The sequence below is a fragment of the Loktanella sp. S4079 genome (genome assembly GCF_000967725.1).
Lineage (GTDB): Bacteria > Pseudomonadota > Alphaproteobacteria > Rhodobacterales > Rhodobacteraceae > Yoonia.
In genome coordinates this window covers 840301-863739 of sequence record NZ_JXYE01000002.1, presented here as the reverse complement: position 1 = coordinate 863739, position 23439 = coordinate 840301, and the positions used below count along the sequence as shown (strand labels likewise).

Here is a 23439-nt window from a genome sequence, read left to right as displayed (position 1 = left end):
TTAATATTGAGGTGTAAGCCTTTGATGTATTTTATCTCTGCCCTTGTTGTCGTTGCTGCGGTCTTCGCCATCTATGTCCGCGCGGCCCCTGTGCGGCCAGCGGATTGGCATGTCGTGCCCGCGTTCACAGAGCCGGGGGATTATCCGCGCGCGACAGGGTTCATCGCCCTGCGTAAGCTGCGTGCCACAGGTGCCGATGCGCTGCGCGCGATTGATACCGCCGCAGCGGCGACACCTCGGACCAAGCTGATCGCGGGGTCGCTCCAAGAGGGCATGTTAACCTACGAGACCCGTACACGTTTTATGGCGTTTCCTGACTATACGACAGTTGCTGTTGATGACGATATGATCGCGATTTCCGCGCGTTTACGCTTTGGCAAATCCGATTTTGGGGTTAACAAAGCGCGGGTTCAATCGTGGTTACAGGCGCTTGCCCCCTTGACCGAGCCGCTCTGATCGGCCAATCGGGTTGCCATGATAGCATCCGATAAAATTGAACAGATCATCGACCGTTTTCAGTTCCTCGAAGCCAAAATGGCCGATGGGGCCTCGGGGAATGAAATTGCAGCCTTAGGGCGCGAATACGCAGAGCTGCGCCCTGTGGTCGAAACGGTAACGGCCTACAAAGACCTCGTTGCGCAAATTGCGGACGCCGAGGCCATGCTGTCCGATCCCGAAATGAAGGAATTGGCCGAGGCAGAGTTGCCCGAACTCAAAGCAGCACTCGAAGCGTCAGAGCACGAGGTTCAACTGGCCTTGTTGCCAAAGGATGCTGCTGATGGGCGTCCTGCGTTGATCGAAATTCGCCCCGGAACGGGCGGGGACGAGGCGTCGCTCTTCGCGGGCGATCTGTTGCGTATGTATCAGCGCTATGCCGAGGGGCAGGGCTGGAAATTCGAAGTTCTCGAAATGTCGGAAACCGAACTTGGCGGTATCAAAGAAGTCGTTGCGCGGATCGCTGGCGAAGGTGTCTTTGCCAAGATGAAATACGAAAGCGGTGTGCACCGCGTGCAGCGTGTTCCTGAGACGGAAAGCGGCGGGCGCATCCATACCTCTGCCGCGACCGTGGCTGTATTGCCCGAGGCGGAAGATGTGGATGTTCAAATCAATCCCGGTGATCTGCGGATTGATACGATGCGGGCATCTGGGTCGGGCGGGCAACACGTCAACACGACCGATTCGGCCGTGCGTATTTTGCACATCCCGACAGGGATCATTGTTGTCAGCGCCGAGAAATCCCAACATCGGAACCGCGAAATTGCCATGCAGGTGCTTAAGACACGGTTGTTTGACCTCGAACGTCAACGGGTTGAGGGCGAGCGTTCTGCCGACCGTAAGGCGCAGGTGGGTTCAGGTGATCGTTCGGAGCGGATCCGCACGTATAACTTCCCGCAGGGTCGCATGACCGATCACCGCATCAACCTGACGCTCTATTCACTGGGCCAAATCATGCAGGGCGATCTGGAAGAAACAATCGGTGCGCTACAGGCTGATGCACAGGCGACATTGCTTGCGGAAATGGGCGCGTGACACCCGAACAGTTGACCGCTGAAGCGACTGCAATGCTGAATGAGGCGGGGATTTCTAATCCTAGACGCGAAGCACGGCTGTTGTGGCAAGCAGCGTTCCCACGTCGCTACATCGACAACGAAGAGCTAGCGGACGGTACGACGACTGAGAAGTTTTTTGATCTCGTTCGCCGCCGCGCCGCGCGTGAACCGCTGTCGCATTTGGTCGGATATCGCGATTTCTATGCCCATCGGTTCTATGTGAACTCTGATGTTCTTGATCCGCGCCCGGATACCGAAACGCTGATTGTAACTGCGTTAGAAGGGTTGTTTGACAATGTGCTCGACCTCGGCACGGGTTCTGGGTGCATCTTGCTTTCGCTTCTTGCGGAACGTGCTGGGGCCGTTGGTGTCGGGGCGGACATTTCTGATGATGCGCTTGCCGTAGCACGAAAAAACTGCGCGCAGCTCGAACTTGAAACGCGCGCAACCTTTGTACGCTCTGACTGGTTTGATCAGATCACGGGTAAATTTGATCTGATCGTCAGTAACCCGCCTTATATTGCTTTGGACGAGATGGATGATTTGCAGCCCGAAGTGAGGCTACATGAACCACGCATAGCATTGACGGATGAGGCGGATGGATTGTCGGCTTACCGGTTGATCTGCAATCGTGCGCCGCAGTTTTTGACTGCGGGTGGGCGTCTGATGGTTGAAATTGGTCCAACGCAGGCACAATCGGTTAAAACATTGATGCAAGAGGCAGGGCTAATTGACGTGAACGTTGTCTTGGATCTGGACGGGCGGGACCGGGTCGTCTCTGGAAATATGCCTAAATGACGGATCAAGGGCAGGAAATTGGCGTAAAAATGCGTATCGCTTGTAATTTATACTTGTCTTGATGCCCCCCACATGTTTATTCAATTGCATCGGACGGTAAGAGGGCCAGTTTGGAACTCCCCCCGATCAGTCGCCAAAACATCGCAAGGCCGGAAATTTGAGGCGCGCATAAAGAGCGCGAATTAGGTCTAGCGCAACGACAGCCAAGGGCTTGAAAGCAAATCAATGAGATCATCGAAGTCACGGTCACGGAACAAGAACCGTAATAACCGGCCCTCGGGCGGTAACATCATTAACAGAGTGTTTGATAGCTCTGGTCCTGATGGAAAGGTGCGTGGCACCCCGCAGCAGATCATCGAGAAATACAACCAGTTGCACCGCGATGCACAGCTTTCTGGCGACCGTGTAAATGCCGAGAACTTTGCACAGCACGCAGAGCATTACACCCGCATGTTGGCCGAAGCACAGCGCGAGGTTGAGCAGCGCCGCGAAGAGCAAGAAGCCCAGAACCGTGAGCGTCAAGCTGAACGCGATCGTGAACGTCAAGAACGTGCCAAAGCCCAAGAGGCGGCAGCAAATGATCCAGCGAATGCAGAACAGCCAAGTTCTGCGGGTTTTGATCAGCCGATCATTGATTCCAATGATGAAAAAGATAATGGGCTTGTTGAAACGCCAGAAGAAAAGCCCAAGCCACGTGCACGCAAACCACGCGCTCCGCGCAAGCCAAAGGCTGATGCGCCCAAGGATAGCAGCGCACCCGAAGCTGCAGAATAATCAAAGCCCTCCCTTACCGGAGGGCTTTTGCTTTAGCATCCAGCGTCCTTGAGCTGACGCGCGAGGGCGCAAAATTCTTCGAGGCCAACTTGTTCTGCGCGTTCCGTTGGCTTTATGCCGACCGCATGAAGATGATCTTCGATTTCCGGTGTGAGCGATTTCAGGGCAGAGCGCAGCATCTTGCGGCGTTGATTAAAGGCACCAGCAACCACCTTGTTTAGCATAGCAGCATCTGCCGGGAAACGTGGTGCTGGCAAGGCCGTAAGATGTACGACTGCAGAATTCACCTTTGGTGGCGGGCTAAAGGCCTCTGGCGGTAATTCCAATACAATCCGTGGATCGGTACGCCACTGTGCGAGTAGGGCTAAGCGCCCGTAAGCTTTGCTGCCCGGTTGTGCGACGATCCGCATTGCGACCTCGCGCTGAAACATCAACGTGAGGCTTTGCCAAAACGGGGGCCATTCGGGTGGCGTCAGCCATCGGACAAGAAGCTCTGTCCCCACGTTATATGGCAAGTTCGCCGCAATTTTGATCGGGGCGCTCAAGTGTTCGAGCGGATCTACATCCAATGCATCGCCATTGATGGTACGCAACTGACCGGGATAGGCAGCCTCGATTTCTGCTAAGGCCGGCATACAGCGCGGGTCCTTTTCGATGGCTAGGACACGACGCGCGCCTTCGGCCAGCAGTCCACGTGTTAAGCCCCCCGGACCAGGGCCGATTTCAAGAACATCGGCCTGGGTCAGATCACCGGCCAACCTGGCGATTTTAGACGTTAGGTTGAGGTCGAGCAGAAAGTTCTGCCCCAAAGATTTTTTCGCAGCTAGGCCATGTGTCGAAATGACATCGCGCAGCGGCGGGAGATTATCGATTGTGCTCATGTAGGCTGTGTATCCGTTGGATCTCGGCCGGGGTAGATCAAATTTAGCTAAATTTGATCGCGGCTAGCGGCCATTTGGGCTGCCATACGTATCGCTGCGATCATGGACGTCGGATCGGCACAGTCTTTGCCCGCGATATCAAAGGCGGTGCCGTGATCTGGCGATGTGCGAATGAACGGCAGCCCAAGGGTCACATTTACCCCGCCGGCAAAATCGATTGTCTTGATGGGTATGAGCGCTTGATCATGGTACATGCAGACAGCGACATCATAGTTCTTGCGCGCTGTGGCGTGGAACATCGTATCGGCGGGCCAGGGCCCGGTCACGTCCAAGCCTTGTTTACGCAACGCTTCCAAAACCGGGCGAATGGTTTCGATTTCTTCAGTCCCCATTTTGCCGTCTTCGCCGGCATGCGGGTTCAACCCAGCAACGACTATACGCGGTAAAGCGATCCCAAAGTCCCGGCGCAAGGCCGCGTGTGTGATGAGCAGCGTATCAGTCAATAGCGATGCAGTCAGTTGCCTTGGCACCTCTGCAACTGGGATGTGGATGGTGGTCGGAACGACCCGCAGTTCCTCGCAGGCGAGCATCATGACGACACGATCCGTATTCGCGAGCGCGGCGAGGTATTCGGTATGACCGGGATAGGGGAAATCGGCGCCGTCGATAAGTGCGGCTTTGTGAATGGGCGCTGTACAGAGGGCGCTTGCCTGACCTTGCTGGACGAGATCAACCGCCGTTGCAATCGCGTCAATCACGCCTTGGGCATGGGCCGGATTTGCGCGACCGGGGGTGACAGCAGGGCCGAAGTCACGCGCAAGAACGGGCAGGGTGGATCGACTGACGTGCGAGGCTTGCGCAGCGTCTGCGATGACTGTGTGCGGCGTATCGCTTGGCAAATGCCGCGGATCACCGATCCACAACATCGGGATATCTTGACGCAACGCCTGCCATGCCCCAACGGCGACCTCGGGTCCGATACCTGCGGGTTCGCCGCAGCTAATAGCGATGGGTTTCATCGTGCGACGATGACCGCAGAGGCCCGCAAGTCTTCGAGCAATGCTTCGGCAAGGCCCGCCAATCGTTGGCTGGTGATTTGGTTGCGGACCGCTGCCGGGTCTGCATCCGTGTCACCCGCTTGGTTGCGGGCACACATCATCAGAAAGACCAGCGTCTGCCCGTTGTCGCGGGTGAGATTATAAGACACCTCACCGGGATCGAGGCGCGCTAATTCGATAGCAACATCGCGCGAAATTTCTGATGGTGCCACGGTCACACGATCCAACGCCTCTTCGGGTTGGTTGCGTGCAATGCCATAAAGATCATCGCAAGTATCAACCTGTGTTTTTACAGCAATTGCCTTGCGCAGTGCATCGTCAGAGCGGCCGCCCGGAATATAGTAGGCGGCGTAGTCGATACTAACGGGTGGTTGCACCGCGCGACGACCTTCGCGGGTGCCACGCTTTTGGAACAGAGCGATTGCGTTTGGAATTTCAATTGGTTCGGTGACTTCGCCCGGCTCAAGGTCAAGCAACATCTGCCTGAGCTGCGGTGGATAGTTGGTAATTGGCAACCATCCCAATCGACCGCCATTTTCGCGTGACGGTAGGGCAGAGACCTGACGCGCTGCGGCCTCAAAATCGGCATAAGACCGCATCTGAGAGATTTCGTTTGCGGCCTGTGCCGCTTGGGCGCGTTGTTCTGGTGGCGGTGCAATAATGATTTCGGACAGCAGGACCTCGATTTGTGTCGGTCTGTTGCCCTGCCGCTGAATTGCGCGCTCTACGTCAGTGTCGGTGACGGTGACTTCGCGATTGTAACGGGCTCGGATGTAATCGCGCCATGCAACGCCAACACGCACAAAGTCGCGAAGCGTCACAAGGTCGACGTTGTTTTCCGCCAAGACATTGGAAAATTGTGCAAGCGACATATCGGCTCGCCCGGCGAATTCTTCCATTGCGGTCTGTATTGCGGCATCGCTAAGGGTTAGTCCAACCCGCGCCATTTCTTGCTGTTTCAACCGGTCTTCGATCAACCCGTCACGTGCGACCTGGTTCAAATCGCCGGGCGTACGAAACAATTCGAGAAGGCGCATGCGTTGGTTCAGCTCATAGCGGGTGATCACTTGATCGTTTACAGTGATCACCGGGGCCAATTGCCCTTGGGCTTGCGCCGCTGTTCCTGCAGTCAAGGTCCATGCCACCATCGCGGCCATATAGGTAAAAGCGCGCATTGCTTTCCTCGTTCTCACATTTATTTGCGGCAACCTGCCGCTGGGCCCGTTGCGGATCGACCCGTTGAAAAACCAGTCAATGATCCGCTTATCCCATATGTTGTTGTCGGAGCAACCGTACTGGAAGATGTATAGCGACGCGAGGCCGAAACGTTGATGTTCACACATTCGTTCTTCCAGCCTAGTCCGATCCCGGCACGCACCGGGCGATCAGCAGCGACATCATAGCGACCGTCGAGATCAAGGCTCCATGATTCATTTAGCTGGAAGCCTGCATCAAGGGTCCATTCGGATACGGTGCCGGTGCGACCTTCTTCGGTGTCGCGGGCCTGCCAAATATAGGCGGCAGATAGGTCGATATCAGCGTTATTCCATGCAATACGGCTATCGGTGACGGTGATCCTTCCCTTTTCATCGAAAAGTGCACGGGCATCAAACAAAAAACCGCTAGGCGCCTGAGCTTGAATGCCAAACAGCCAATCAGATTGAGCACCGTCAAGCCCCGAAGACTTTGTGTACTCCAATTGATCCGTTTCGTGAAAAACACGCCCAAGCGATAGCGTCGTGTCGACACCGGAATAACCAAGCCGCGTATAGGTCACACCCGCGGCAGCTTGCCGACCTGTTTCAATGGCGTCATCCCCGGAAAAGCGGGACACATCGAAAATATTCCCCGGGTCAAGCTCGCTTCTGGTGCTGTCTTCGTTCGGTACGGTTGCACCATAGCTGTCGGACCACGCAAGGCTGACCACCGGCTCAATAATATGTGTGCTGCCCGACGCACCATGGGCGGCCAACGGCCAACGCAGAGTGGTCTGCACGCTCGGTGAAAAACGCGTGTCATTGGTGGGAAAGCGGCTATCTTCGACGATGTGATAGACATCCGTCCGCAGTTGCCCCGCAACATTTAGCAATATCCCTTGGCTCAGAAGCCAATAATTTTCCCATCGTCCAAATGCGCCGATCCGGGTGACATCGCGCCCCTGATCACCATCAGTCGTGCTATAGCGATACGCCGTGTCGATACTGTTTCCGACAGTGATGGTTCCGCCCAGTTTTGGGAATAGTCGCGCTTCGTAACTTGCGTCCGCGATAATTGGGGGAAGCGATGCATTCGATTCATCTTCGCGCAGCGTTTGATAATAGGTCAGACGCCCTTGGGTCAGCGTCGTATCTGTGACCCGAACCAGCGCGATAGCACTATCAAGCCGGTCTTTGTCGGAATAACCGTAATCCAGCAGGTAGGCTGGATCGCTGACAGCCTCGACGTCGAAGGTCAGTCGATAATCATCGGACAGTTCAAATGTCCCCGATGCGAACACATAAGAGCGTTTCTCATCTTCCAATGTGTCGTTACTGGATGCACCGACAATCCTCAAGTCACCGTGGCGAAATGCTTGACGGTAGATGATTTCAAGCGTGCGGGTTTCAGGTGAAACGTAGGGCGTCAATGTGATGTCACGATGGTTTCCGAGAGTGACAAAGTAGGGGGTTTTGATCCCTGTACCTAGTTGAGACGTGTTGCGCTGTTCTGGAACCAAAAAGCCTGTGGCCCTGTCGAGATTTGGATCAGGCAGCCGCATACGGGGCAACCAAAATACGGGCATATCAAGGATTTGTAAGGTCGCATTCTCAAAATAGAGCTGCAGTTCGACGCTGTCATGGATTACTTTTTCCGCGCGGATCGACCACAGCGGGGCGCGATTTCCGCATATTTGACAAGAGCTTGCGACCGTTTTGTAAAGTTGTGAATAGCGCCCTTCGCGGCGGTCAATTTGATTGGCCGCAAGCTGAAGCTGCTGATCCAATACGATCCGCGCACCCTGTAGGATACCGTTTTCGAGCTTAGGGTCTATTTGGCCGGCGCGGGCCATGACAATCGTGCCGTCCTCAAGTTTGATGACAATTGGACCCTGAATATCCAACTGATCGCGCGTGCGATCATAGGTAATTTGCTGGGCCGTCAGACGTGTACTGCCATAGAGCACTTCGATATTGCCAGTTGCAATCAGCTGCTCTTGGTCGGTGACACGGACCTGATCGGCGACAAGTGTTGCAGCGCTTTGTGCCGTAGCAACCCTAGGCAACAACAGGCAGAACAAAATGACAAGCAGGCGCATTAACCGTCCTCGTTATGGAGCAAAATGCCCCAGCTTAGTGCAATTGCCGCCAACGGCGGGGCCCAGGCCGCCAAAACTGCAGGAAGCTGCCCGTTTTCACCCAATACCTGTGCGAAGTTGCGGATAAAGTAGATTACGAAGGCCAGCAAGATCGCAAACATGACCATCAATCCAGTCCGCCCACCGCGCTGATGGCGTAGGGTGAACGCAGCACCGATCATCACCATCGCCATCAAGAACAGAGGTTGCGCGATTTCGGTGTGAAACCAAACCAGATGGCGCTGTGCAGAAAAACCCGCACGGTTCAGTCGTTCAATAAAGGCGGGAAGTTCCCAAATCGGAATCGAGGATGGCGTGCCAAAACTATCCCGAATTTGATCGGGGGTGAGGGTAGAGGGAATCTCGAACTGTTCTCGGGTCTCGGCTGCTGCCTCGGGTACTGTTTCGTCGTCGAACATCCAGATTTTTGCGTTCGTCAGGGTCCAATGACCCGGGGAAAGAACGGCAGTTGTTGCGTTGATCCGCCGAGATGGCGTGCCGTCTGGCGCAAAGCTGATGAATGTTACTTCGGATAATTGCGTTCCATCGAGATTGGCACTTTGGGCTTGAATGACGGTCTGCCCCAACTCGCTGCCTTGGCGTAGCCATAGACCAGATGAACCAATTGAAAGCACCGATGCATTCCCACGCAATGCACCTGACCGCGCCTCGTATTCTTTGGACGTACTTGCCACAATTGGGTTGCCGATCCCCAGTGCGATAATCCCAATCAACAGTGCCACAACCAGAGGCGCGACAAGTGCGCGAAGCGCAGAACGGCCCGCTGCCCTTGTAACAACCATCTCTGATGAACGCGCAAGATTGAGGAAAAGCGCAATAGCCGACAAAATCATAATGAGCGGCAAGATCCGATAAACACCTTGCGGAATGTTGAGAAGTGTCAACGTCAGGATCGCCCCAAAACCCGCGTCAGCAGATGCATAGCGGCGCAGCTGTTCAACAATATCGAGGAACATCATGATCATGAAAAAGATGAACAACACGCCCATAAATGTCGTAAAGAAACGGCGGGCAAAGTATCGGTGCAAGATCATCGGATAGCCTCATCTGGCTGACGCCGCTTGAATAGGTAGGGCCGGGTTGCCCAAAACAACAGGAACCAGACGATAACAAACCCTGCCAAAGCTGGCAGATAGGTGGCAAACCATAGACCCTCGTTGCCGCGTGCCATGTTCAGCCCCGCTGTTTCCATCGCCTTGACGACGATGATCAAGAGGATGGCTGCCAAAATCTGCCGCCAAACCCCAAACCGACTAAAATTGCCGATCAAGAGTGTCGCAAACCCAAGGAGGGCGGCAACGGTTCCCAAGAGCGACTGACTAAAGCGGTCATGTCCCCGCGCCAGAAGTTGCGCCTTACTGCGGCGTGTCTCAACCAGCAGTTCTGGCGTTGGATTGAGAAGCTCCCACGTCGATACGTGTGAATCGCGGCGGCCGCGCTCTTGGGGCGTGGCGATCAGACTGCCGATATTATAGGCGAAATCATCGAAGGCGGTTGTTGACAAGCTTTGCGTCTCTGCCTGTAAGACCTGCACAAGCCCGTCTATCATCACTAACTGTGTTTCACCGGCGTCATTGACCAAGAACGCACGGGTCGCGGTATAGGTGACCTGCCGTTCTGGATCGCGCGTGTCGGATAGAAAGATATCCTGCAATTCGCCAAGGGCAGTAATGCTTCGAATATAGAATGTCACACCTGAAACAGGTTCAACAAATTCACCTTCGGTCAATAACCGCGCACCAAGGTTTTGCGATATCTCGACTTGCCGTTCAGCCAACCGTGCAGAGCTGAGCGGAACCAAGTAATGCATCAGCACCGACATCATGACCGCGACGATCAGGCCAAAGTATAAAACCGGGCGCGCCAGCCGAAATGCTGAAAACCCAGTTGCCTGCACCACAACAAGTTCGGATTCTGTTGTCATCCGGTTGGTCACATAGATCGACGCCGCAAAGGCCGCGAGCGGCAGCGCCAAGCGAATGACAGATGGCAAAGACAAAGCCGTGAATTCCAGAAAGACACCAGCAGATTGCCCATCCGCAATCAGTTGATCGAACAGCACAACCGCCCGATTGATCCAGTAGATCAAAACCAGCACGAGGCTGAAAAAACCAAACAGAACCATCAACTGAGATAAAAAGTATCTGTCAAACTTCGCCAAAAGCGTATCCTCATCGCATTTGATGCGCCTAATTTCGGGCACGCTAGCCGATTGCTGCGCTGGATTGAACAGCTATCTGGTGTTTGTCCCTTACACCCGCTACCTATTGGCTTAGAATTATTTCACCTCAAGGAGGCTTCATGTCCACGCCCGCAGAAATTCAGTTCAAAGATGTCGATTTAGATGCGGTTGCTGCATTAACCGGAACATTGGCGGTTTTTGTCGCAGAAGACGGCAAACTGGATCTTTGTGCGCGTAAGGTGAACTCTCTTAGCCGCAAAGCGTTGGCGCGGCTGGTCGAGAGCGAAAAGTTCGAGAAAATGAAGGCGGGCGATGTCACTGCCCTGACTTTTCCGGCGGGCCTTGCCGCTCAGACGGTTTTGGTATGCAAATTGACGCGTCGGCCGACAGCCCTAGAGGCGCGCAAAGCGGGCGCGCAACTGGCCAAAGCCCGCGGGACCGAGGAATTGACAGTACTGGCCGGTAACATCGCAAAGGCCGAAGAGATATCGCTTGGGCTTGCGTTGCGCGGGTATTCTTTTGACAGTCACAAGACAGCCGACAAACCGGGCGCTGGGGCCGTGACCTTTATGGTGTCCAAACCCGAAGAGGTCGCAAAAGCAGCAGCTCCGATGGCTGCGATTGCGGAAGGCGTGTTCTTTACACGGGATTTGACGAATGAACCCGCCAATATCCTGACCACAGACGATTTTGCTGCGCGCCTTGCCGCGATGCAAGAGCTGGGCCTTGAGGTCGAAATCCTTGAAGAGGACGAGCTAGAGAAACTCGGCATGGGCAGCCTGCTCTGCGTGGGGCAAGGCTCTGCCAGCCCGTCAAAGGTTGTTGTCATGACCTGGAATGGTGGCGGTGAAGAGGCTCCGTTTGCCTTGGTCGGCAAAGGCGTTGTCTTTGATACTGGCGGGATTAGCCTAAAGCCAGCGGCAGGCATGGAAGATATGACCATGGATATGGGCGGCGCGGGTGTCGTTGCCGGTGTCATGCGAACCCTCGCGCTGCGCAAGGCTAAGGCCAACGTTGTAGGTCTTGTCGGTTTGGTGGAAAACATGCCGTCGGGCAATGCAGTGCGCCCAGGAGATGTCGTCACATCAATGAAGGGTGACACGATCGAGGTGATTAACACAGACGCTGAGGGCCGCTTGGTTCTGGCGGATGTCATGTGGTACGCGCAGGATCGTTTCCAGCCATCCGGTATGATCAACCTTGCAACGCTGACCGGCGCGATCTTGGTGGCGCTTGGCCATGAGAACGCAGGGGTGTTTTCCAACTCTGATGAGTTGTCTAAGGCATTTATCAAATCTGCAGAAACCGAAGGCGAGGGCGCGTGGCGTATGCCGATGGGTAAGGCCTATGATGACCTCCTTAAATCTCGTGTCGCCGACATGAAGAACGTCGGCGGACGTGTCGCGGGTTCGATCACAGCGGCACAATTTCTGCAACGCTTTGTCAAGGATGACGTCCCTTGGTGTCACTTGGACATCGCTGGTGTGGCAAGTGTGAAGTCCGAAACGGCCCTTGCGCCTGCTGGTGCGACCGGGTGGGGTGTGATGGCGCTGAACCGTTTGATCGCTGACAAATACGAGGGCTAACCGTTGGGTGCCGCCTATTTCTATCATCTGACTGATAGCCCGCTTGAGGTGACCTTGCCAATGTTGATCGGCAAGGCCCGCGGTGCAGGGTGGCGTGTTCTCGTTCGGACGCCCAACCCCATGCTGACCAAGCGACTGGATGATGTGTTATGGCAGGGCCCCGAAGATGGCTTTGCGCCACATGGCGTTGCCGGAGGCCCACATGACGCCGACCAGCCTGTTCTTATCGGGGATACGCCCACCGAGGGATTTCCCTGCGTGATGAGTGTCGCAGGTGCCGAAGTCACGGCCGAAGAAATCAATCTGGCAGAGCGCGTGTGCATTCTGTTTGATGGTTGGGACGAGGCTGCTCTCCAACACGCGCGCGGTCAATGGAAATCGCTAACCGATGCCGGCTGTGCGGCCCAATATTGGGCGCAAGAGCAAGGTAGATGGACTAAAAAGGCCGAGAAATAGGCCTACGTTCTAGAATTCAAAGCTTGGATCGAAATCTGCGGGGAGTTCGGTGGGAGCAGGAGTACAAGCAGCGAGCAAGAGTATCAAACAGAGTGTGTATTTCATCGGCTTAGGATCAGTTGGTTATTACTAATTTCAATGTGATTGAACCGATTGAGGTAAGTCATGCCCAGTAGGGAAATGTCAATTTCGCCACCATTGACGACGGCATTCACGTTTCGGTCGATGACGTTGCCCAGTGTGATGCTTTCTAAAATGACTGCGGCAGTACGTACCTCGCCATTGGCAGTCATCGCGTAACCCCAATAGTCTAGGTTATCAGGATCAAGCCCGATGTGACGCGCGTCTTCTTGACTAAGAACGATTTGGCTCGCGCCGGTATCAACCACGAATGTGAGCGGGCGATTGTTAACCTCGAGCGTCATGTAATAATGGCCATCTGGGCTACGCGGGACTTCGATGCGCCCATCGGCGAGGTAGGCTTGGCGATTGGTCGTATCACGCTGGATGTCTTCCCAGAGGCCGTAAGCCCCGATGACGCCAAGAAAGATGAACAGCCAAATCGCCGCTTGCTGGACTGTTTTGCCAAGGTTTTCACGCCCGGAAACAACAGCCGATCCCAAGACTGCCAAAACGAGGAGCGAAAGATAAATCAATCGCGCTGTTTGATCTGCTGTCATCTAGAATTCCTATCCGCCGATCCCAAAGCCCCGTAAACCATCCAGAATAAACTGCACCGCAAGCGCGGCGAGCAGCATTCCCAGAACCCTTGTGAGAATGTTAAGGCCGGTTTTTCCGAGCGCACGTTCAATTGCGTTCGAAGCCAAAAACGCCAAAAACACGATAAGCAGCACCGCAAGGATCACGCCAGCGATCGCAACAAAATCTGTAGCGGCTTGTGCTTGCCCCGCCAAGAGAATGACGGTGGTGATTGCACCGGGGCCGACGATAAGTGGCAGCGCCAGAGGAAATACAGAGGGATCATCGTGATGCTCGTCGAGACCCTCGGCAGCGTTGTCTTCGCGGCGCGCTTGGCGTTTTTGAAACAGCATCTCAAGCGCCGTAAGGAATAGCATAATGCCACCTGCAATACGGAACGCATCCATCGAGATGCCGATAAAGCCCAGCACAGCTTCGCCCAAAAGGAGAAAGACCATCATCAGGCAGGCCGAAACGATACATGCACGGATCGCGATGGTTCGGCGTTGGGCTGCGGTCATCCCTTGGGTCATGGCAATGAATACCGGTGCCAAGCCGGGTGGGTCGATAATGATGAACATCGTCGTGAATGCGGCGATGAGGGCAGGTAATTCTGTCATAGGAACCTTATGGTCTAGCCGCGATCAAATTTCTAGAAATTTGATGCCTCCGGCAGGGAGTATTTGGGGCAAGATGATGGGTTAGCTGTTTTCGGCCATTTCCAGTTTTTCCAGCGAACTCATCCAGAGCGCTTCGGCACGCGCGAGACCATCCATCACTTCGGCGTATTTTTTATTCCATGTTTCGAGTTCGCCAGCTTTGCCGTCCTCATAGAGCGCGGGGTCTGCAAGTTTCGTCGCAAGTTTGTCGCGCATATCATTGATTTTGTTGTAGCGTTCTTCGTTTTTGCGCACATCGCTTCGCATGGCTTGGAGCGCGTCGCGTGATGGTTTTGCAGGTTTCGCGGGCTTTGGTTTGTCCTTCTCTTCGCGTTTTTCCGGAGTGAGGAGAAGTTTGCGATAGGCCTGTAGATCTTCTTCGTATGGATTGACTTTGCCGTCTTTGACCAGCCAAAGCCTGTCCGCGACCATCGACAAGAGGTGCATGTCGTGGCTGACAAGTACGACCGCGCCGGAATAGGCGGTGAGCGCTTCAACAAGTGCCTCGCGGCTTTCGATATCGAGGTGGTTGGTTGGCTCGTCCAAGATTAACAGATGCGGTGCGGGTAGGGTCGCCAGCAAGAGCGAAAGTCGCGCCTTTTGACCACCCGAAAGCCTGCCCACTTCTGTTTCGGCCTGATCCGCGCCCAATCCAAAGCCTGCCAGTCGCGCACGCAGTTTGGCTTGGCCTTCTTGTGGGCGTTCACGCAAGAGATGTTCGAGCGGGGTTTCCTCGACACGGAGTTCATCGACCTGATGCTGCGCAAAGAAGCCGATGCGCAGCTTATTGGAGGTGACCATTTTCCCTTTGGCAACCTCAAGCCGTCCGGAGAGCATTTTGGAAAGCGTTGATTTACCTTCGCCGTTGCGCCCCAAGAGCGCGATCCGGTCGTCCTGGTCGATCCGTAGGTTCAGATCGCGCAAAATAATGGTCTCGCCGTAGCCGACTGCTGCACCTTCGGTGGCGATGATCGGGGGTGAGAGTTCCTCTGGTTCGGGAAATGTGAAAACAGTGCGGGCAGCGTCTTCGGGGGCGCGGATCGTTTCCATTTTCTCAAGTGCTTTGACGCGCGATTGCGCCTGTTTGGCTTTCGATGCTTTGGCTTTGAACCGATCAACAAATGCCTGCAGGTGCGCACGCTGCGCATCTTGCTTTTTGGCAGCGGCAGCTTGGACGGCACGGTTCGCAGCGCGTTGTTTTGCGAACATATCATAGGTGCCCGTGTAGTAGGTCAGCCCTTTTTCCTCGAGGTGCAAGATGCCACCCACAGATCGGTTCAAGAGCTCACGGTCGTGGCTGACGATCAGCACAGTGTGAGGGTATTTGACCAGATAGGCCTCGAGCCAGAGTGCGCCTTCGAGATCGAGATAGTTGGTTGGCTCATCGAGCAAAAGCAGGTCGGGTTCTGAAAATAGTACCGCCGCGAGCGCAACCCGCATGCGCCAACCGCCCGAAAATGCAGAGCAGGGCATCTGCTGTTCTTCATGCGTAAACCCAAGACCCTTGAGGATCGTCGCCGCGCGTGCTTCGGCGGACCAAGCGTCGATGTCGGCCAGACGTGTTTGTATTTCTGCGATGCGCTCTGGGTCAGTGGCTGTTTCGGCTTCAGCCATCAGGGCTTCACGTTCGGTGTCGGCGCGCAGCACAGTATCAATAAGCGAGACCTCGTTGCCTGGCACTTCTTGGCTGACGCCGCCGATCTTCCAGCCGCGCGGGATATCGACGCGCCCAGTGTCGAGCACCATTTCCCCGCGGATGATTTTGAACAGGGTAGTTTTGCCACAGCCATTTCGACCAACGAGACCCACCTTGTGGCCTGTCGGGATGGTAACTGTCGCATGTTCGACCAGCGTGCGGCCTTCGACGGAGTATGTGAGGTCAGAAATCTTAAGCATGGGTTGGCTATGCTTGATCCCAAGGGCCGGGTCAATCACATGATTTTGGTACTGTCATGAAAACGTCACCGAGGTGTTACGTGACCGTCGCGGAACGCGGGCAAGGGGTGGGCCACAACTAACCTGAGGACAATTATGACCTACCGTCTTTGCTGCCTGACATCCGTGCTGGCCCTAACTGCTGCCGCTGTGCAGGCCGACAGTTTTAACCGTATTTCTTCATTTCCGACGCATCTAAATATTGGCGAGGGCGACCAGTTGGTCGAAACGTCTGCTGAGATCATTGCCGCGACTGCGGATGGCATGACGCTGGTCTATACGGATAGCCCATTGGGTGCATTGGGCCGCGTTGATATCAGTGATCCGTATCAACCGATGCAGCTTGGCAATATCGCCTTAGACGGTGAGCCGACCTCGGTCGCTGTGGTTGGTGATGTGGCCTTTGTTGGCGTAAATACATCGCCAAGCTATACCGAACCATCCGGGCATTTGGCGGTGTTGGATATCAAATCTGGCGCAGAACTGGCGCGCTGCAGTTTGCCTGGCCAACCAGATAGTGTTGCAGTTGCTAAGGACGGATCGTTTCTCGCGGTCGCTATTGAAAACGAACGTGACGAAGATTTGGGTGACGGCCGTGTCGGGCAATTGCCGGGCGGCGCACTTAGCCTTGTCGCGGTGACCGATGGTTCGGCGGATTGTGCGACATTGATTAATGTCGATCTCAGCGGGCTTGCCGAAATCAGCCCCGAAGATCCTGAGCCAGAGTTTGTCGACATCAACGGCCAAGGCGATGTTGTCGTGACGATGCAAGAAAACAATCACATCGTGATTGTCGGGCGAGATGGCGCAATAAAGAGCCATTTCTCTGCGGGGACGGTTGATCTGACGGGTATCGACGCAACCGATGAACGCGGTGCCCTGATCTTTGATGAGATGCTGACAGGTGTGCCGCGTGAGCCGGATGCGGTGAAATGGATTGACGACACGCATTTCGCGACCGCGAACGAAGGCGACATGGACGGCGGCACACGGGGTTGGACCATCTTTGATGTGGATGGCAATGTTACCTATGACGCGGGCACCAGTTTTGAATATGCGATCATTCAGGCGGGTCACTATCCGGACAAGCGATCCGACAGCAAAGGTGTAGAGCCAGAGTCAATTGAGACAGCAACATTTGGTGAAACAACGATTGTCTTTGTCGGGGCAGAGCGCGCATCAATGGTTGGTGTCTACGACGTGAGTGATTTGGCCAATCCGGTGCTCACTCAATTGCTGCCATCTGGGATCGGCCCTGAAGGATACGTCTCAATTCCATCGCGTAACCTTTTGATTTCTGCAAATGAAACGGATTTGACCGAAGACGGCGGTGTGCGTAGTCATGTGATGATCTACGAATACACTGACCAAGCCGCAAGCTATCCGATGATTACCTCTGCGGGTGCTGATGATTTGATCGGTTGGGGTGCATTGTCGGGGTTGGCGGCTGTAGATGAAACAACGCTGGTAGCGGTGAACGACAGTTTCTACAGCTATCAACCAACGATCTTTACCATCGACGTCTCGCAAACGCCTGCGCGGATCACGGATGCAATCGCAGTCACGCGCGCAGGGCGGCCCGCGCAAAAGCTCGACATGGAAGGGATCGCCGTCGACGGTGACGGTGGTTACTGGATTGCGTCCGAAGGGCGCGTGGATCGAATGGTGCCGCACGCAATCTACCACGTAGATTCCGAGGGCGAGATTGACGCAGAAATCGGTCTCCCGAACGCATTGCTTGGCGTCCAGAAACGCTTTGGCTTTGAAGGGATTACAGTGATTGGTGATAGCCTATGGATGGCCGTCCAGCGCGAATGGGAAGATGACCCTGAAGGCCATGTAAAGCTGGTTTCCTATAACCTTGAGACCGAGGAGTGGGGTGCAGTTCACTATCCGCTCGAGACACCAGAAACTGGTTGGGTCGGTCTATCAGAAATCACGGTCCATGGTGACTACGCCTATCTGATTGAACGCGATAACCAGATTGGCGCCAATGCGGTCGTCAAACAGATTACGCGCGTCGCATTGGATCAACTTGTTCCTGCGCCACTCGGCGGCACATTGCCAGTCGTCACAAAGGAAGTGGTCCGAGACCTACTACCAGACCTGAGCGCGACTGGCGGCTATGTATTGGACAAAGTTGAAGGCTTGGCGTTCACACCCGGCGGTACAGCCTATGTCGTGACCGACAATGACGGTGTGGATGATCATTCTGGTGAGACCATGTTCTTTGCGATCACAGACTTGGCGCAATAATCGGCATATTTAACAATATCTGATCGCCTGCTTTCGCGGGCGATCATTGCGTTTCAGGCCAGCGGTGAAACCCAAAGATCGCGGTCATTTGCAAAAGCCCCCGCGCGAATGCGTATCGGAGCGAGCGACCCGCGCCCACAAACCCTGCGCCGACCAATCCATGCAATGGGCTGAGGGCCGTTGTTGAGCGTGAGAACCTGATCGCCCGGCTGGAGAGTTTCGATCCGGCGCTGTCCGGCGGGGGTGTCGATCAAGGTGCCTTCGCTAAAGCAGATAATGACATTTTCGATTTCGGAAAAAGTGACAACTGTCCCGTCAGCCAAGGTGGCAAAGCCATCCAGCCCTCCGGCGGCATCGTCAGTGTTTGTATAGGTGACATCGGCAAACCCAATGAGGTCTTGGAAGTTGAGCGTATCACCGATGGTTTCGCCACCTTCGCCGCCCACGATAGTAATCGTCGAAGCACCTGCCTCTCCTAGGTCAGTGATAAGAAATATATCGTCGCCATCGCCACCATCTGCGCTGTCATCTTCGGCAATAATGAGGGTGTCATCATCACCTTCTCCGAAGATCTGGTCAGCGCCTGTGCCCCCTGTGATCGTATCATCACCTGTGCCGCCAAAGACTGTATCGGCCTCATCACCTGCAAAAACAATGTCATCGCCCGCGCCAGCGCTAATCGTGTCTTCGTTCCGGTTGATACCTGTCCCATCTGCGGTATCGACAAAATCGTTCTCGGGGTCGCCATCGTAACTGCTATCAATAACATTGTCGCCCGAGGTTCCGCTGATCACGCCGTCTGAAGGCAGGCTTGCGCCGCCCACGACATCCATTTCCCAAGTACCGTCTGGGTCGCCGTTCCCGAAATCGGTTGTGTCATAGTTGGTTAGGGCGATGGCATTGCCTGAACCAGGGAGTTCTTCAACATTAGTTGCGCCATCCGTAAAGCCGACCGTTGCATTCCCGGCGGCAGGATAGCCTTCTGTCCATTCGATATTCTCGTAGATGAACTCGACCGAAAAATTGCCACCGCCGGTATCAGTGATGATCGCCTGAAACGAATTGCTGCCAGTACCCGAGAAGGGGGCGACGCTGTCCCAAGTGACAGTAACGGTCCCATTGGCTGGATCAAGATCCCAATAGATTTCCCCACCTGATTGAATATTGACGTCCGACCAAAATGGCGCAATCGCGGGATCACCGTAGCCAGCGATGCCAACAGGTGTATAGGTCGTTTCGGGTCCTTCGAATGTGATCAACCCATTCGAGTTGATGTATATCCCAAAATAGGTGGTCCCAAAGTAATTGATCCCACCACCGAACACAGAAGTGATATCGACGAGGATACTTCCGTCGTCCAAGTTTCCTGCTGTTAATGTTGTTGTCAAAAACTGATTTTCGCCATAGCCAGCAGGCCCGCCCAAGCCTGATACCATCGTGGCCATTGATTTGCCCCTTTTTACCCACGCCGCAATATTGCACGCATAGGGTGATTCGATCAAACCGTGTATCATTCATATGGTTGTGTGGTTGTCTCACCAAGGCGCGCATAACAGAAAATTTGCGGAAAGCAGTGCTTTCTCTTTTCACGCCGCACAACGCGTGCTAGGGGACGCCACAAAGTTAACCCTATGACATGAAAGACCGTTAAAAATGGCTATTCAGCGTACATTCTCGATCATCAAACCAGACGCAACCAAGCGTAACCTTACTGGTCAAATCGCAGCGAAATTCGAAGAAGCTGGCCTGCGCATCGTCGCAAGCAAGCGCATCCAGCTGACATTGGCACAAGCGCAGCAGTTCTACGGCGTTCACAAAGATCGCCCTTTCTTTGGCGAACTGTGCGAATTCATGATCTCTGAGCCGATCGTTGTTCAGGTTCTCGAAGGTGAAGACGCGATCGCGAAAAACCGTGAAGTTATGGGCGCAACAAACCCAGCAGACGCTGCCGAAGGCACAATCCGTAAAGAGTTCGCACTGTCCATCGGTGAAAACTCTGTTCACGGTTCTGACGCTCCAGAAACAGCAGCAGAAGAAATCGCATTCTTCTTCTCTGGTCTTGAACTGGTTGGCTAATCTGCCAAGAGGTTAGGGGTATCCCAACCAATTGTTTTTTGGGTCGTCCGCACCGATTTGGCGCGGGCGGCCTTTTTGTTTAGATTACGCTCTAGCGCGCGATAGTTCCGGATATTCGCGTTATATAGCACGTCAAAGATATCACCGATAATCGGGATACTGCCGACGGCAAAATCCAGTGCCGTATTAAAGATCATGTAGGCCAATGTTCCTGGACTTGCGCCCAGCCGATAGGCCTTGCGAATTGTCCAAAGGGCAGGGGCCGTTGCTGCGATGTCGCCGATAACCGGCACAAGACCCAGCAAGTTATCGAGGCCGATACTAATCCGGGTTCCGGGAATGAAGAATAATGCATCCATGCGCCACGCTATTTTGCGGAGCGCGGATAGTTCCAAATCAATGTCTTGTTCAATGTTCATGTTGTTAACATAAACGAATTCGATGGAAATGTGAAGGGTGTTTACTTCTCAGGTGGTGCAATTACACCAATCTGATCTAGAATACGTTCCAAATCAGAGCGTTGTGGGTCAAAGCTTTGTGATTTAAGGCGATCAAATTGTTTGCGAAGGGCAGATTTTTCAGCGCCTTTGCAGTCATTCCATGGGCGACCTTGCAGAGCCATGTGCAAAACATAGTACCCGATAAAGTGGGGCCGCGCCCCGTTTTCGAGCAAACGTTGATATGCCGCGTCCGCGCCAAGTGCGCGCAATTCTTCGGCGGTTTTGATACCGGCCGCCATCAAAGACTTTTCAAAGGCGGGGCCGATATTTTTGATTGTGGTCAGGGCGCTCATGCGTTGATCTTACGCGGCGCCCCGAAATCTGCAAAGTCTAGATGCTCGCGAAGTCAAAAAAGATCTGACGCGGAGGCAGCTTGGGCTGAGGGGCAGGGGGTTTCACTGGCTCAGCTTTTGAAGTCTTAGGGCGTGAACGGTCCATGGCTGGTTTCCTTTCTCCTGATATCAACAGCTTAGCAGCCGTTGATATGCCGATGCGCGGGGAAAAAAGGATCATTTCAGTTCATAACTGATGCACTACCTACCCTTTCGGGGAGGGGTGTTACCACCTTTGCGTGATTTTGACTTGCCGCCTGGAGGGGTAAAGCGCTTGGACGTGTCCTTTGCATTACCCTTGGGTTTGCCGCCACGTGGTGCGCTGTCTGACTTGCCTTTAAAGGGTGGTTTACCGCCCCCAGCTTTACCTTTGTGGTTGGGCTTTCCACCATCAGAGTTCCGCTTAAAGGGCGGTTTGCCACTGTCCGACCTGCGTTTCGGCCCCTCTGATTTTCCTTTTGGCTTGTGGCGTTTTTCGACCAAGGCGTCGCCATGATCGCGTCGCTCGGGCTTGTGACGTGGTTTGCGCTTGGTGTCATAGTCGTCTGCCGCACCGGGGATCGGTTGGATTGGCGCAACATCTGCCTGTTTCGAGGGTGGCGGCGTGCCACGATCGCGTTGCGGCGCGCGTTTTGCTTTATCACCAAAGTCACGCTTGGGCCGGTCATAATCGCGCTTGGTCTTGCGAGGACCACGCTCCCCTAATTGGGGCGGGCCGTCCAGCGCGGTCAAAGTTGCTTGGTTTTCAAGCTTCATGTCTTGACCGACCGCCCGCAGGAAACCATCAACAGCAGGCTCAGAAATCTCGATAAAGGTTTCGTTTGGCTGGATACGGATCGCGCCGATTTCTTTCTTGGTGATGTCGCCAGCCTTGCAAATCATCGGCAAGAGCCAGCGCGCTTCGGCTTTGCCTTCGCGACCGACATCAACACTGAACCATTTAGACGGGCCAAATGGCGCGCGCTCACGCGGCTGGCGGTCAGATTTTTCGCCGCGTTGTGGTGTGTCTTGGTATTCAGACAGGACCTCGGGTGCAGAGTTTTTACCAGCATAAAGCCGCAGATATGCTGCCGCGATCTTTTCGGCGTCTTGTTCGGCCAAGAGGCGCTGCGCGAATGCCGTTTCGCTTTCGCTGAAATCCTCGGACCAGATTGGATCAGTCAGCAGACGCTCTTCGTCTTTGGCTTGGACTTCTTCAGCGGTTGGCGGCACGGCCCATTCAGCGGTCAGTTTGCCCCATTTCAACAGGTTTTCGGCGCGGCGCTTCATTTTCGCCGGAACGATCATCGCCGAAATCCCCTTGCGACCCGCGCGACCTGTCCGGCCAGAGCGGTGCAGCAGCGTTTCTGCATTGGTAGGCAGTTCAGCGTGAATAACGAGCTGCAAGTTTGGCAAGTCGATCCCGCGTGCCGCGACATCCGTCGCAACGCAGACCTTTGCGCGACCGTCCCGCATCGCTTGCAGCGCATGCGAGCGTTCGTTCTGCGACAGCTCGCCTGATAGCGCCACGGTCGCAAAGCCACGGTTTGACAGGCGTGTTGTCAAACGGGTGACCATTGCGCGGGTGTTGGCAAAGACGATCGCATTGGGCGCATCATAATAGCGCAGGCAGTTGATGATTGCGGCATCAATATCGTGGTTGGCTACCCGCAGGGCACGGTATTCGATATCACTGTGTTGCTTTTCTTTGGTAACAGTCGCAATGCGTTGGGCATCACGCTGATAGGATTGCGCGAGCTTGGCAATCATTGGCGGCACCGTCGCCGAGAACAGCAGGGTCCGGCGGGTTTCTGGTGCCTGCTCAAGAATAAATTCAAGATCTTCGCGGAAACCTAGGTCAAGCATCTCGTCCGCTTCATCAAGCACAACAGCTTTGATGTCGCTTAGATCAATGGTGCCGCGCATAATGTGATCGCGCAGACGTCCGGGGGTGGCAACGACAATATGCGCCCCGCGTTCGAGGCTGCGGCGTTCGTCGCGAAAATCCATCCCGCCAACACAAGACGCGAGCGTGGCACCTGCGCCTGCATAGAGCCACTGCAATTCGCGTTTCACCTGCAGCGCCAATTCGCGGGTTGGGGCAATGATCAGCGCATGTGGGCGACCGGCGGGGCCAAATGTGCCGTCTTCGGCCAAAATGGTTGGCCCAATCGCCAAGCCAAAGCCAACCGTCTTACCAGAACCTGTCTGGGCTGATACCAAAAGATCCTGCGTCTCGAGGCCGGGTTCTGTCACAGCTTGTTGGACTGGTGTCAGCTCGGTGTAGCCTTGTTTGGCAAGTGCATCGGCAAGAGTTTGGATCATAGAGGTCATTTGGGGGCTTTCTGGCGGGTAAGCGTGCG

Annotated in this window: 21 protein-coding genes; 8 read left to right on the top strand and 13 right to left on the bottom strand. The window is 54.8% G+C overall.

What is annotated here, in order from left to right:
• Window positions 1–24: 24 nt before the first annotated feature.
• From TW80_RS05415 to TW80_RS05400, 4 genes are all read left to right on the top strand, one after another.
• Window positions 25–456: a DUF1499 domain-containing protein gene (locus tag TW80_RS05415; protein ID WP_045996273.1), complete on the top strand. Its 432-nt coding sequence runs from the start codon at window positions 25–27 to the stop codon at window positions 454–456.
• Between the two features lie 18 nt (window positions 457–474).
• The gene (gene prfA / locus TW80_RS05410) at window positions 475–1530 is read left to right on the top strand and encodes a peptide chain release factor 1 (RefSeq protein ID WP_045996272.1); all 1056 of its coding nucleotides are present in this window, start codon (window positions 475–477) and stop codon (window positions 1528–1530) included.
• Window positions 1527–2348, top strand: a complete 822-nt coding sequence (gene prmC / locus TW80_RS05405; RefSeq protein ID WP_162197154.1) for a peptide chain release factor N(5)-glutamine methyltransferase — start codon at window positions 1527–1529, stop codon at window positions 2346–2348. Before prfA ends, prmC begins: the two co-directional genes overlap by 4 nt.
• A gap of 225 nt (window positions 2349–2573) precedes the next feature.
• Entirely contained in the window at window positions 2574–3122 is a 549-nt protein-coding gene (locus TW80_RS05400; RefSeq protein ID WP_045996271.1) for a DUF4167 domain-containing protein, read from the top strand.
• A gap of 32 nt (window positions 3123–3154) precedes the next feature.
• On the opposite strand, the gene rsmA is transcribed toward TW80_RS05400, so the two are convergent.
• The 6 genes from rsmA to lptF are packed head-to-tail and all read right to left on the bottom strand — an operon-like array spanning window position 3155 to window position 10577.
• Window positions 3155–4003, bottom strand: coding sequence for a 16S rRNA (adenine(1518)-N(6)/adenine(1519)-N(6))-dimethyltransferase RsmA (rsmA, locus tag TW80_RS05395; protein ID WP_045996270.1), 849 nt, complete (start codon window positions 4001–4003; stop codon window positions 3155–3157).
• A gap of 47 nt (window positions 4004–4050) precedes the next feature.
• Window positions 4051–5022, bottom strand: a complete 972-nt coding sequence (pdxA, locus tag TW80_RS05390; RefSeq protein WP_045996269.1) for a 4-hydroxythreonine-4-phosphate dehydrogenase PdxA — start codon at window positions 5020–5022, stop codon at window positions 4051–4053.
• Entirely contained in the window at window positions 5019–6236 is a 1218-nt protein-coding gene (locus TW80_RS05385; RefSeq protein WP_045996268.1) for a peptidylprolyl isomerase, read from the bottom strand. The genes pdxA and TW80_RS05385 overlap by 4 nt, the downstream gene beginning before the upstream one ends.
• 20 nt (window positions 6237–6256) lie before the next feature.
• Window positions 6257–8356 (bottom strand): LPS-assembly protein LptD, encoded by a 2100-nt coding sequence (locus TW80_RS05380; protein ID WP_045996267.1) that lies wholly within the window; start codon window positions 8354–8356, stop codon window positions 6257–6259.
• Window positions 8356–9450, bottom strand: a complete 1095-nt coding sequence (lptG, locus tag TW80_RS05375) for an LPS export ABC transporter permease LptG (RefSeq protein ID WP_045996266.1) — start codon at window positions 9448–9450, stop codon at window positions 8356–8358. The genes TW80_RS05380 and lptG overlap by 1 nt, the downstream gene beginning before the upstream one ends.
• Window positions 9447–10577: an LPS export ABC transporter permease LptF gene (gene lptF / locus TW80_RS05370; RefSeq protein WP_045997032.1), complete on the bottom strand. Its 1131-nt coding sequence runs from the start codon at window positions 10575–10577 to the stop codon at window positions 9447–9449. The genes lptG and lptF overlap by 4 nt, the downstream gene beginning before the upstream one ends.
• 140 nt (window positions 10578–10717) lie before the next feature.
• Between lptF and TW80_RS05365 the strand changes: the two genes are divergently transcribed.
• Together TW80_RS05365 and TW80_RS05360 are read left to right on the top strand one after the other, a co-directional pair.
• Entirely contained in the window at window positions 10718–12184 is a 1467-nt protein-coding gene (locus TW80_RS05365) for a leucyl aminopeptidase (RefSeq protein ID WP_045996265.1), read from the top strand.
• A 3-nt stretch (window positions 12185–12187) separates the two neighbouring features.
• Entirely contained in the window at window positions 12188–12640 is a 453-nt protein-coding gene (locus TW80_RS05360; protein ID WP_045996264.1) for a DNA polymerase III subunit chi, read from the top strand.
• 101 nt (window positions 12641–12741) lie between these two features.
• Here the strand turns inward: TW80_RS05360 and TW80_RS05355 are convergent, their stop codons facing one another.
• The 3 genes from TW80_RS05355 to abc-f form a co-directional block, all read right to left on the bottom strand.
• Window positions 12742–13320: a retropepsin-like aspartic protease family protein gene (locus tag TW80_RS05355; protein ID WP_045996263.1), complete on the bottom strand. Its 579-nt coding sequence runs from the start codon at window positions 13318–13320 to the stop codon at window positions 12742–12744.
• Between the two features lie 9 nt (window positions 13321–13329).
• Window positions 13330–13959: a MarC family protein gene (locus TW80_RS05350; RefSeq protein WP_045996262.1), complete on the bottom strand. Its 630-nt coding sequence runs from the start codon at window positions 13957–13959 to the stop codon at window positions 13330–13332.
• An 81-nt stretch (window positions 13960–14040) separates the two neighbouring features.
• Window positions 14041–15894 carry a ribosomal protection-like ABC-F family protein gene (gene abc-f, locus TW80_RS05345; protein ID WP_045997031.1) on the bottom strand — a complete coding sequence of 618 codons (1854 nt, stop codon included), beginning with the start codon at window positions 15892–15894 and terminating at the stop codon, window positions 14041–14043.
• A gap of 135 nt (window positions 15895–16029) precedes the next feature.
• Between abc-f and TW80_RS05340 the strand changes: the two genes are divergently transcribed.
• Window positions 16030–18189: an esterase-like activity of phytase family protein gene (locus tag TW80_RS05340; RefSeq protein ID WP_045996261.1), complete on the top strand. Its 2160-nt coding sequence runs from the start codon at window positions 16030–16032 to the stop codon at window positions 18187–18189.
• Between the two features lie 53 nt (window positions 18190–18242).
• Here TW80_RS05340 and TW80_RS17600 read toward each other — a convergent pair whose 3' ends face one another.
• Window positions 18243–19634, bottom strand: a complete 1392-nt coding sequence (locus TW80_RS17600) for a Hint domain-containing protein (protein ID WP_052700892.1) — start codon at window positions 19632–19634, stop codon at window positions 18243–18245.
• 208 nt (window positions 19635–19842) lie between these two features.
• Here TW80_RS17600 and ndk point away from each other — a divergent pair, with 208 nt between their 5' ends.
• Window positions 19843–20265 carry a nucleoside-diphosphate kinase gene (gene ndk / locus TW80_RS05330; protein WP_045996260.1) on the top strand — a complete coding sequence of 141 codons (423 nt, stop codon included), beginning with the start codon at window positions 19843–19845 and terminating at the stop codon, window positions 20263–20265.
• Here the strand turns inward: ndk and TW80_RS05325 are convergent.
• The 3 genes from TW80_RS05325 to TW80_RS05315 form a co-directional block, all read right to left on the bottom strand.
• A complete protein-coding gene (locus TW80_RS05325; protein WP_045996259.1) occupies window positions 20262–20684 on the bottom strand; it encodes a DUF4112 domain-containing protein in 423 nt (140 codons plus the stop codon). The two genes, ndk and TW80_RS05325, sit on opposite strands and share 4 nt — an antisense overlap.
• Window positions 20685–20725: 41 nt before the next feature.
• Window positions 20726–21058: a TfoX/Sxy family protein gene (locus TW80_RS05320; protein WP_045996258.1), complete on the bottom strand. Its 333-nt coding sequence runs from the start codon at window positions 21056–21058 to the stop codon at window positions 20726–20728.
• Window positions 21059–21298: 240 nt separating this feature from the next.
• Window positions 21299–23401, bottom strand: a complete 2103-nt coding sequence (locus TW80_RS05315) for a DEAD/DEAH box helicase (RefSeq protein WP_045996257.1) — start codon at window positions 23399–23401, stop codon at window positions 21299–21301.
• Window positions 23402–23439: the final 38 nt, after the last annotated feature.

What these genes read in the sequence shown, in the direction of transcription:
- TW80_RS05380 (WP_045996267.1), bottom strand. Translation starts at nt 8,356, where the DNA reads ATGCGCCTGCTTGTCATTTTGTTCTGCCTGTTGTTGCCTAGGGTTGCT.
- TW80_RS05355 (WP_045996263.1), bottom strand. Translation starts at nt 13,320, where the DNA reads ATGACAGCAGATCAAACAGCGCGATTGATTTATCTTTCGCTCCTCGTT.
- TW80_RS05325 (WP_045996259.1), bottom strand. Translation starts at nt 20,684, where the DNA reads ATGAACATTGAACAAGACATTGATTTGGAACTATCCGCGCTCCGCAAA.
- TW80_RS17600 (WP_052700892.1), bottom strand. Translation starts at nt 19,634, where the DNA reads ATGGCCACGATGGTATCAGGCTTGGGCGGGCCTGCTGGCTATGGCGAA.
- TW80_RS05415 (WP_045996273.1), top strand. Translation starts at nt 25, where the DNA reads ATGTATTTTATCTCTGCCCTTGTTGTCGTTGCTGCGGTCTTCGCCATC.
- prfA (WP_045996272.1), top strand. Translation starts at nt 475, where the DNA reads ATGATAGCATCCGATAAAATTGAACAGATCATCGACCGTTTTCAGTTC.
- TW80_RS05340 (WP_045996261.1), top strand. Translation starts at nt 16,030, where the DNA reads ATGACCTACCGTCTTTGCTGCCTGACATCCGTGCTGGCCCTAACTGCT.
- ndk (WP_045996260.1), top strand. Translation starts at nt 19,843, where the DNA reads ATGGCTATTCAGCGTACATTCTCGATCATCAAACCAGACGCAACCAAG.
- lptG (WP_045996266.1), bottom strand. Translation starts at nt 9,450, where the DNA reads ATGATCTTGCACCGATACTTTGCCCGCCGTTTCTTTACGACATTTATG.
- TW80_RS05320 (WP_045996258.1), bottom strand. Translation starts at nt 21,058, where the DNA reads ATGAGCGCCCTGACCACAATCAAAAATATCGGCCCCGCCTTTGAAAAG.
- TW80_RS05315 (WP_045996257.1), bottom strand. Translation starts at nt 23,401, where the DNA reads ATGATCCAAACTCTTGCCGATGCACTTGCCAAACAAGGCTACACCGAG.
- TW80_RS05385 (WP_045996268.1), bottom strand. Translation starts at nt 6,236, where the DNA reads ATGCGCGCTTTTACCTATATGGCCGCGATGGTGGCATGGACCTTGACT.
- TW80_RS05400 (WP_045996271.1), top strand. Translation starts at nt 2,574, where the DNA reads ATGAGATCATCGAAGTCACGGTCACGGAACAAGAACCGTAATAACCGG.
- abc-f (WP_045997031.1), bottom strand. Translation starts at nt 15,894, where the DNA reads ATGCTTAAGATTTCTGACCTCACATACTCCGTCGAAGGCCGCACGCTG.
- TW80_RS05350 (WP_045996262.1), bottom strand. Translation starts at nt 13,959, where the DNA reads ATGACAGAATTACCTGCCCTCATCGCCGCATTCACGACGATGTTCATC.
- TW80_RS05365 (WP_045996265.1), top strand. Translation starts at nt 10,718, where the DNA reads ATGTCCACGCCCGCAGAAATTCAGTTCAAAGATGTCGATTTAGATGCG.
- rsmA (WP_045996270.1), bottom strand. Translation starts at nt 4,003, where the DNA reads ATGAGCACAATCGATAATCTCCCGCCGCTGCGCGATGTCATTTCGACA.
- pdxA (WP_045996269.1), bottom strand. Translation starts at nt 5,022, where the DNA reads ATGAAACCCATCGCTATTAGCTGCGGCGAACCCGCAGGTATCGGACCC.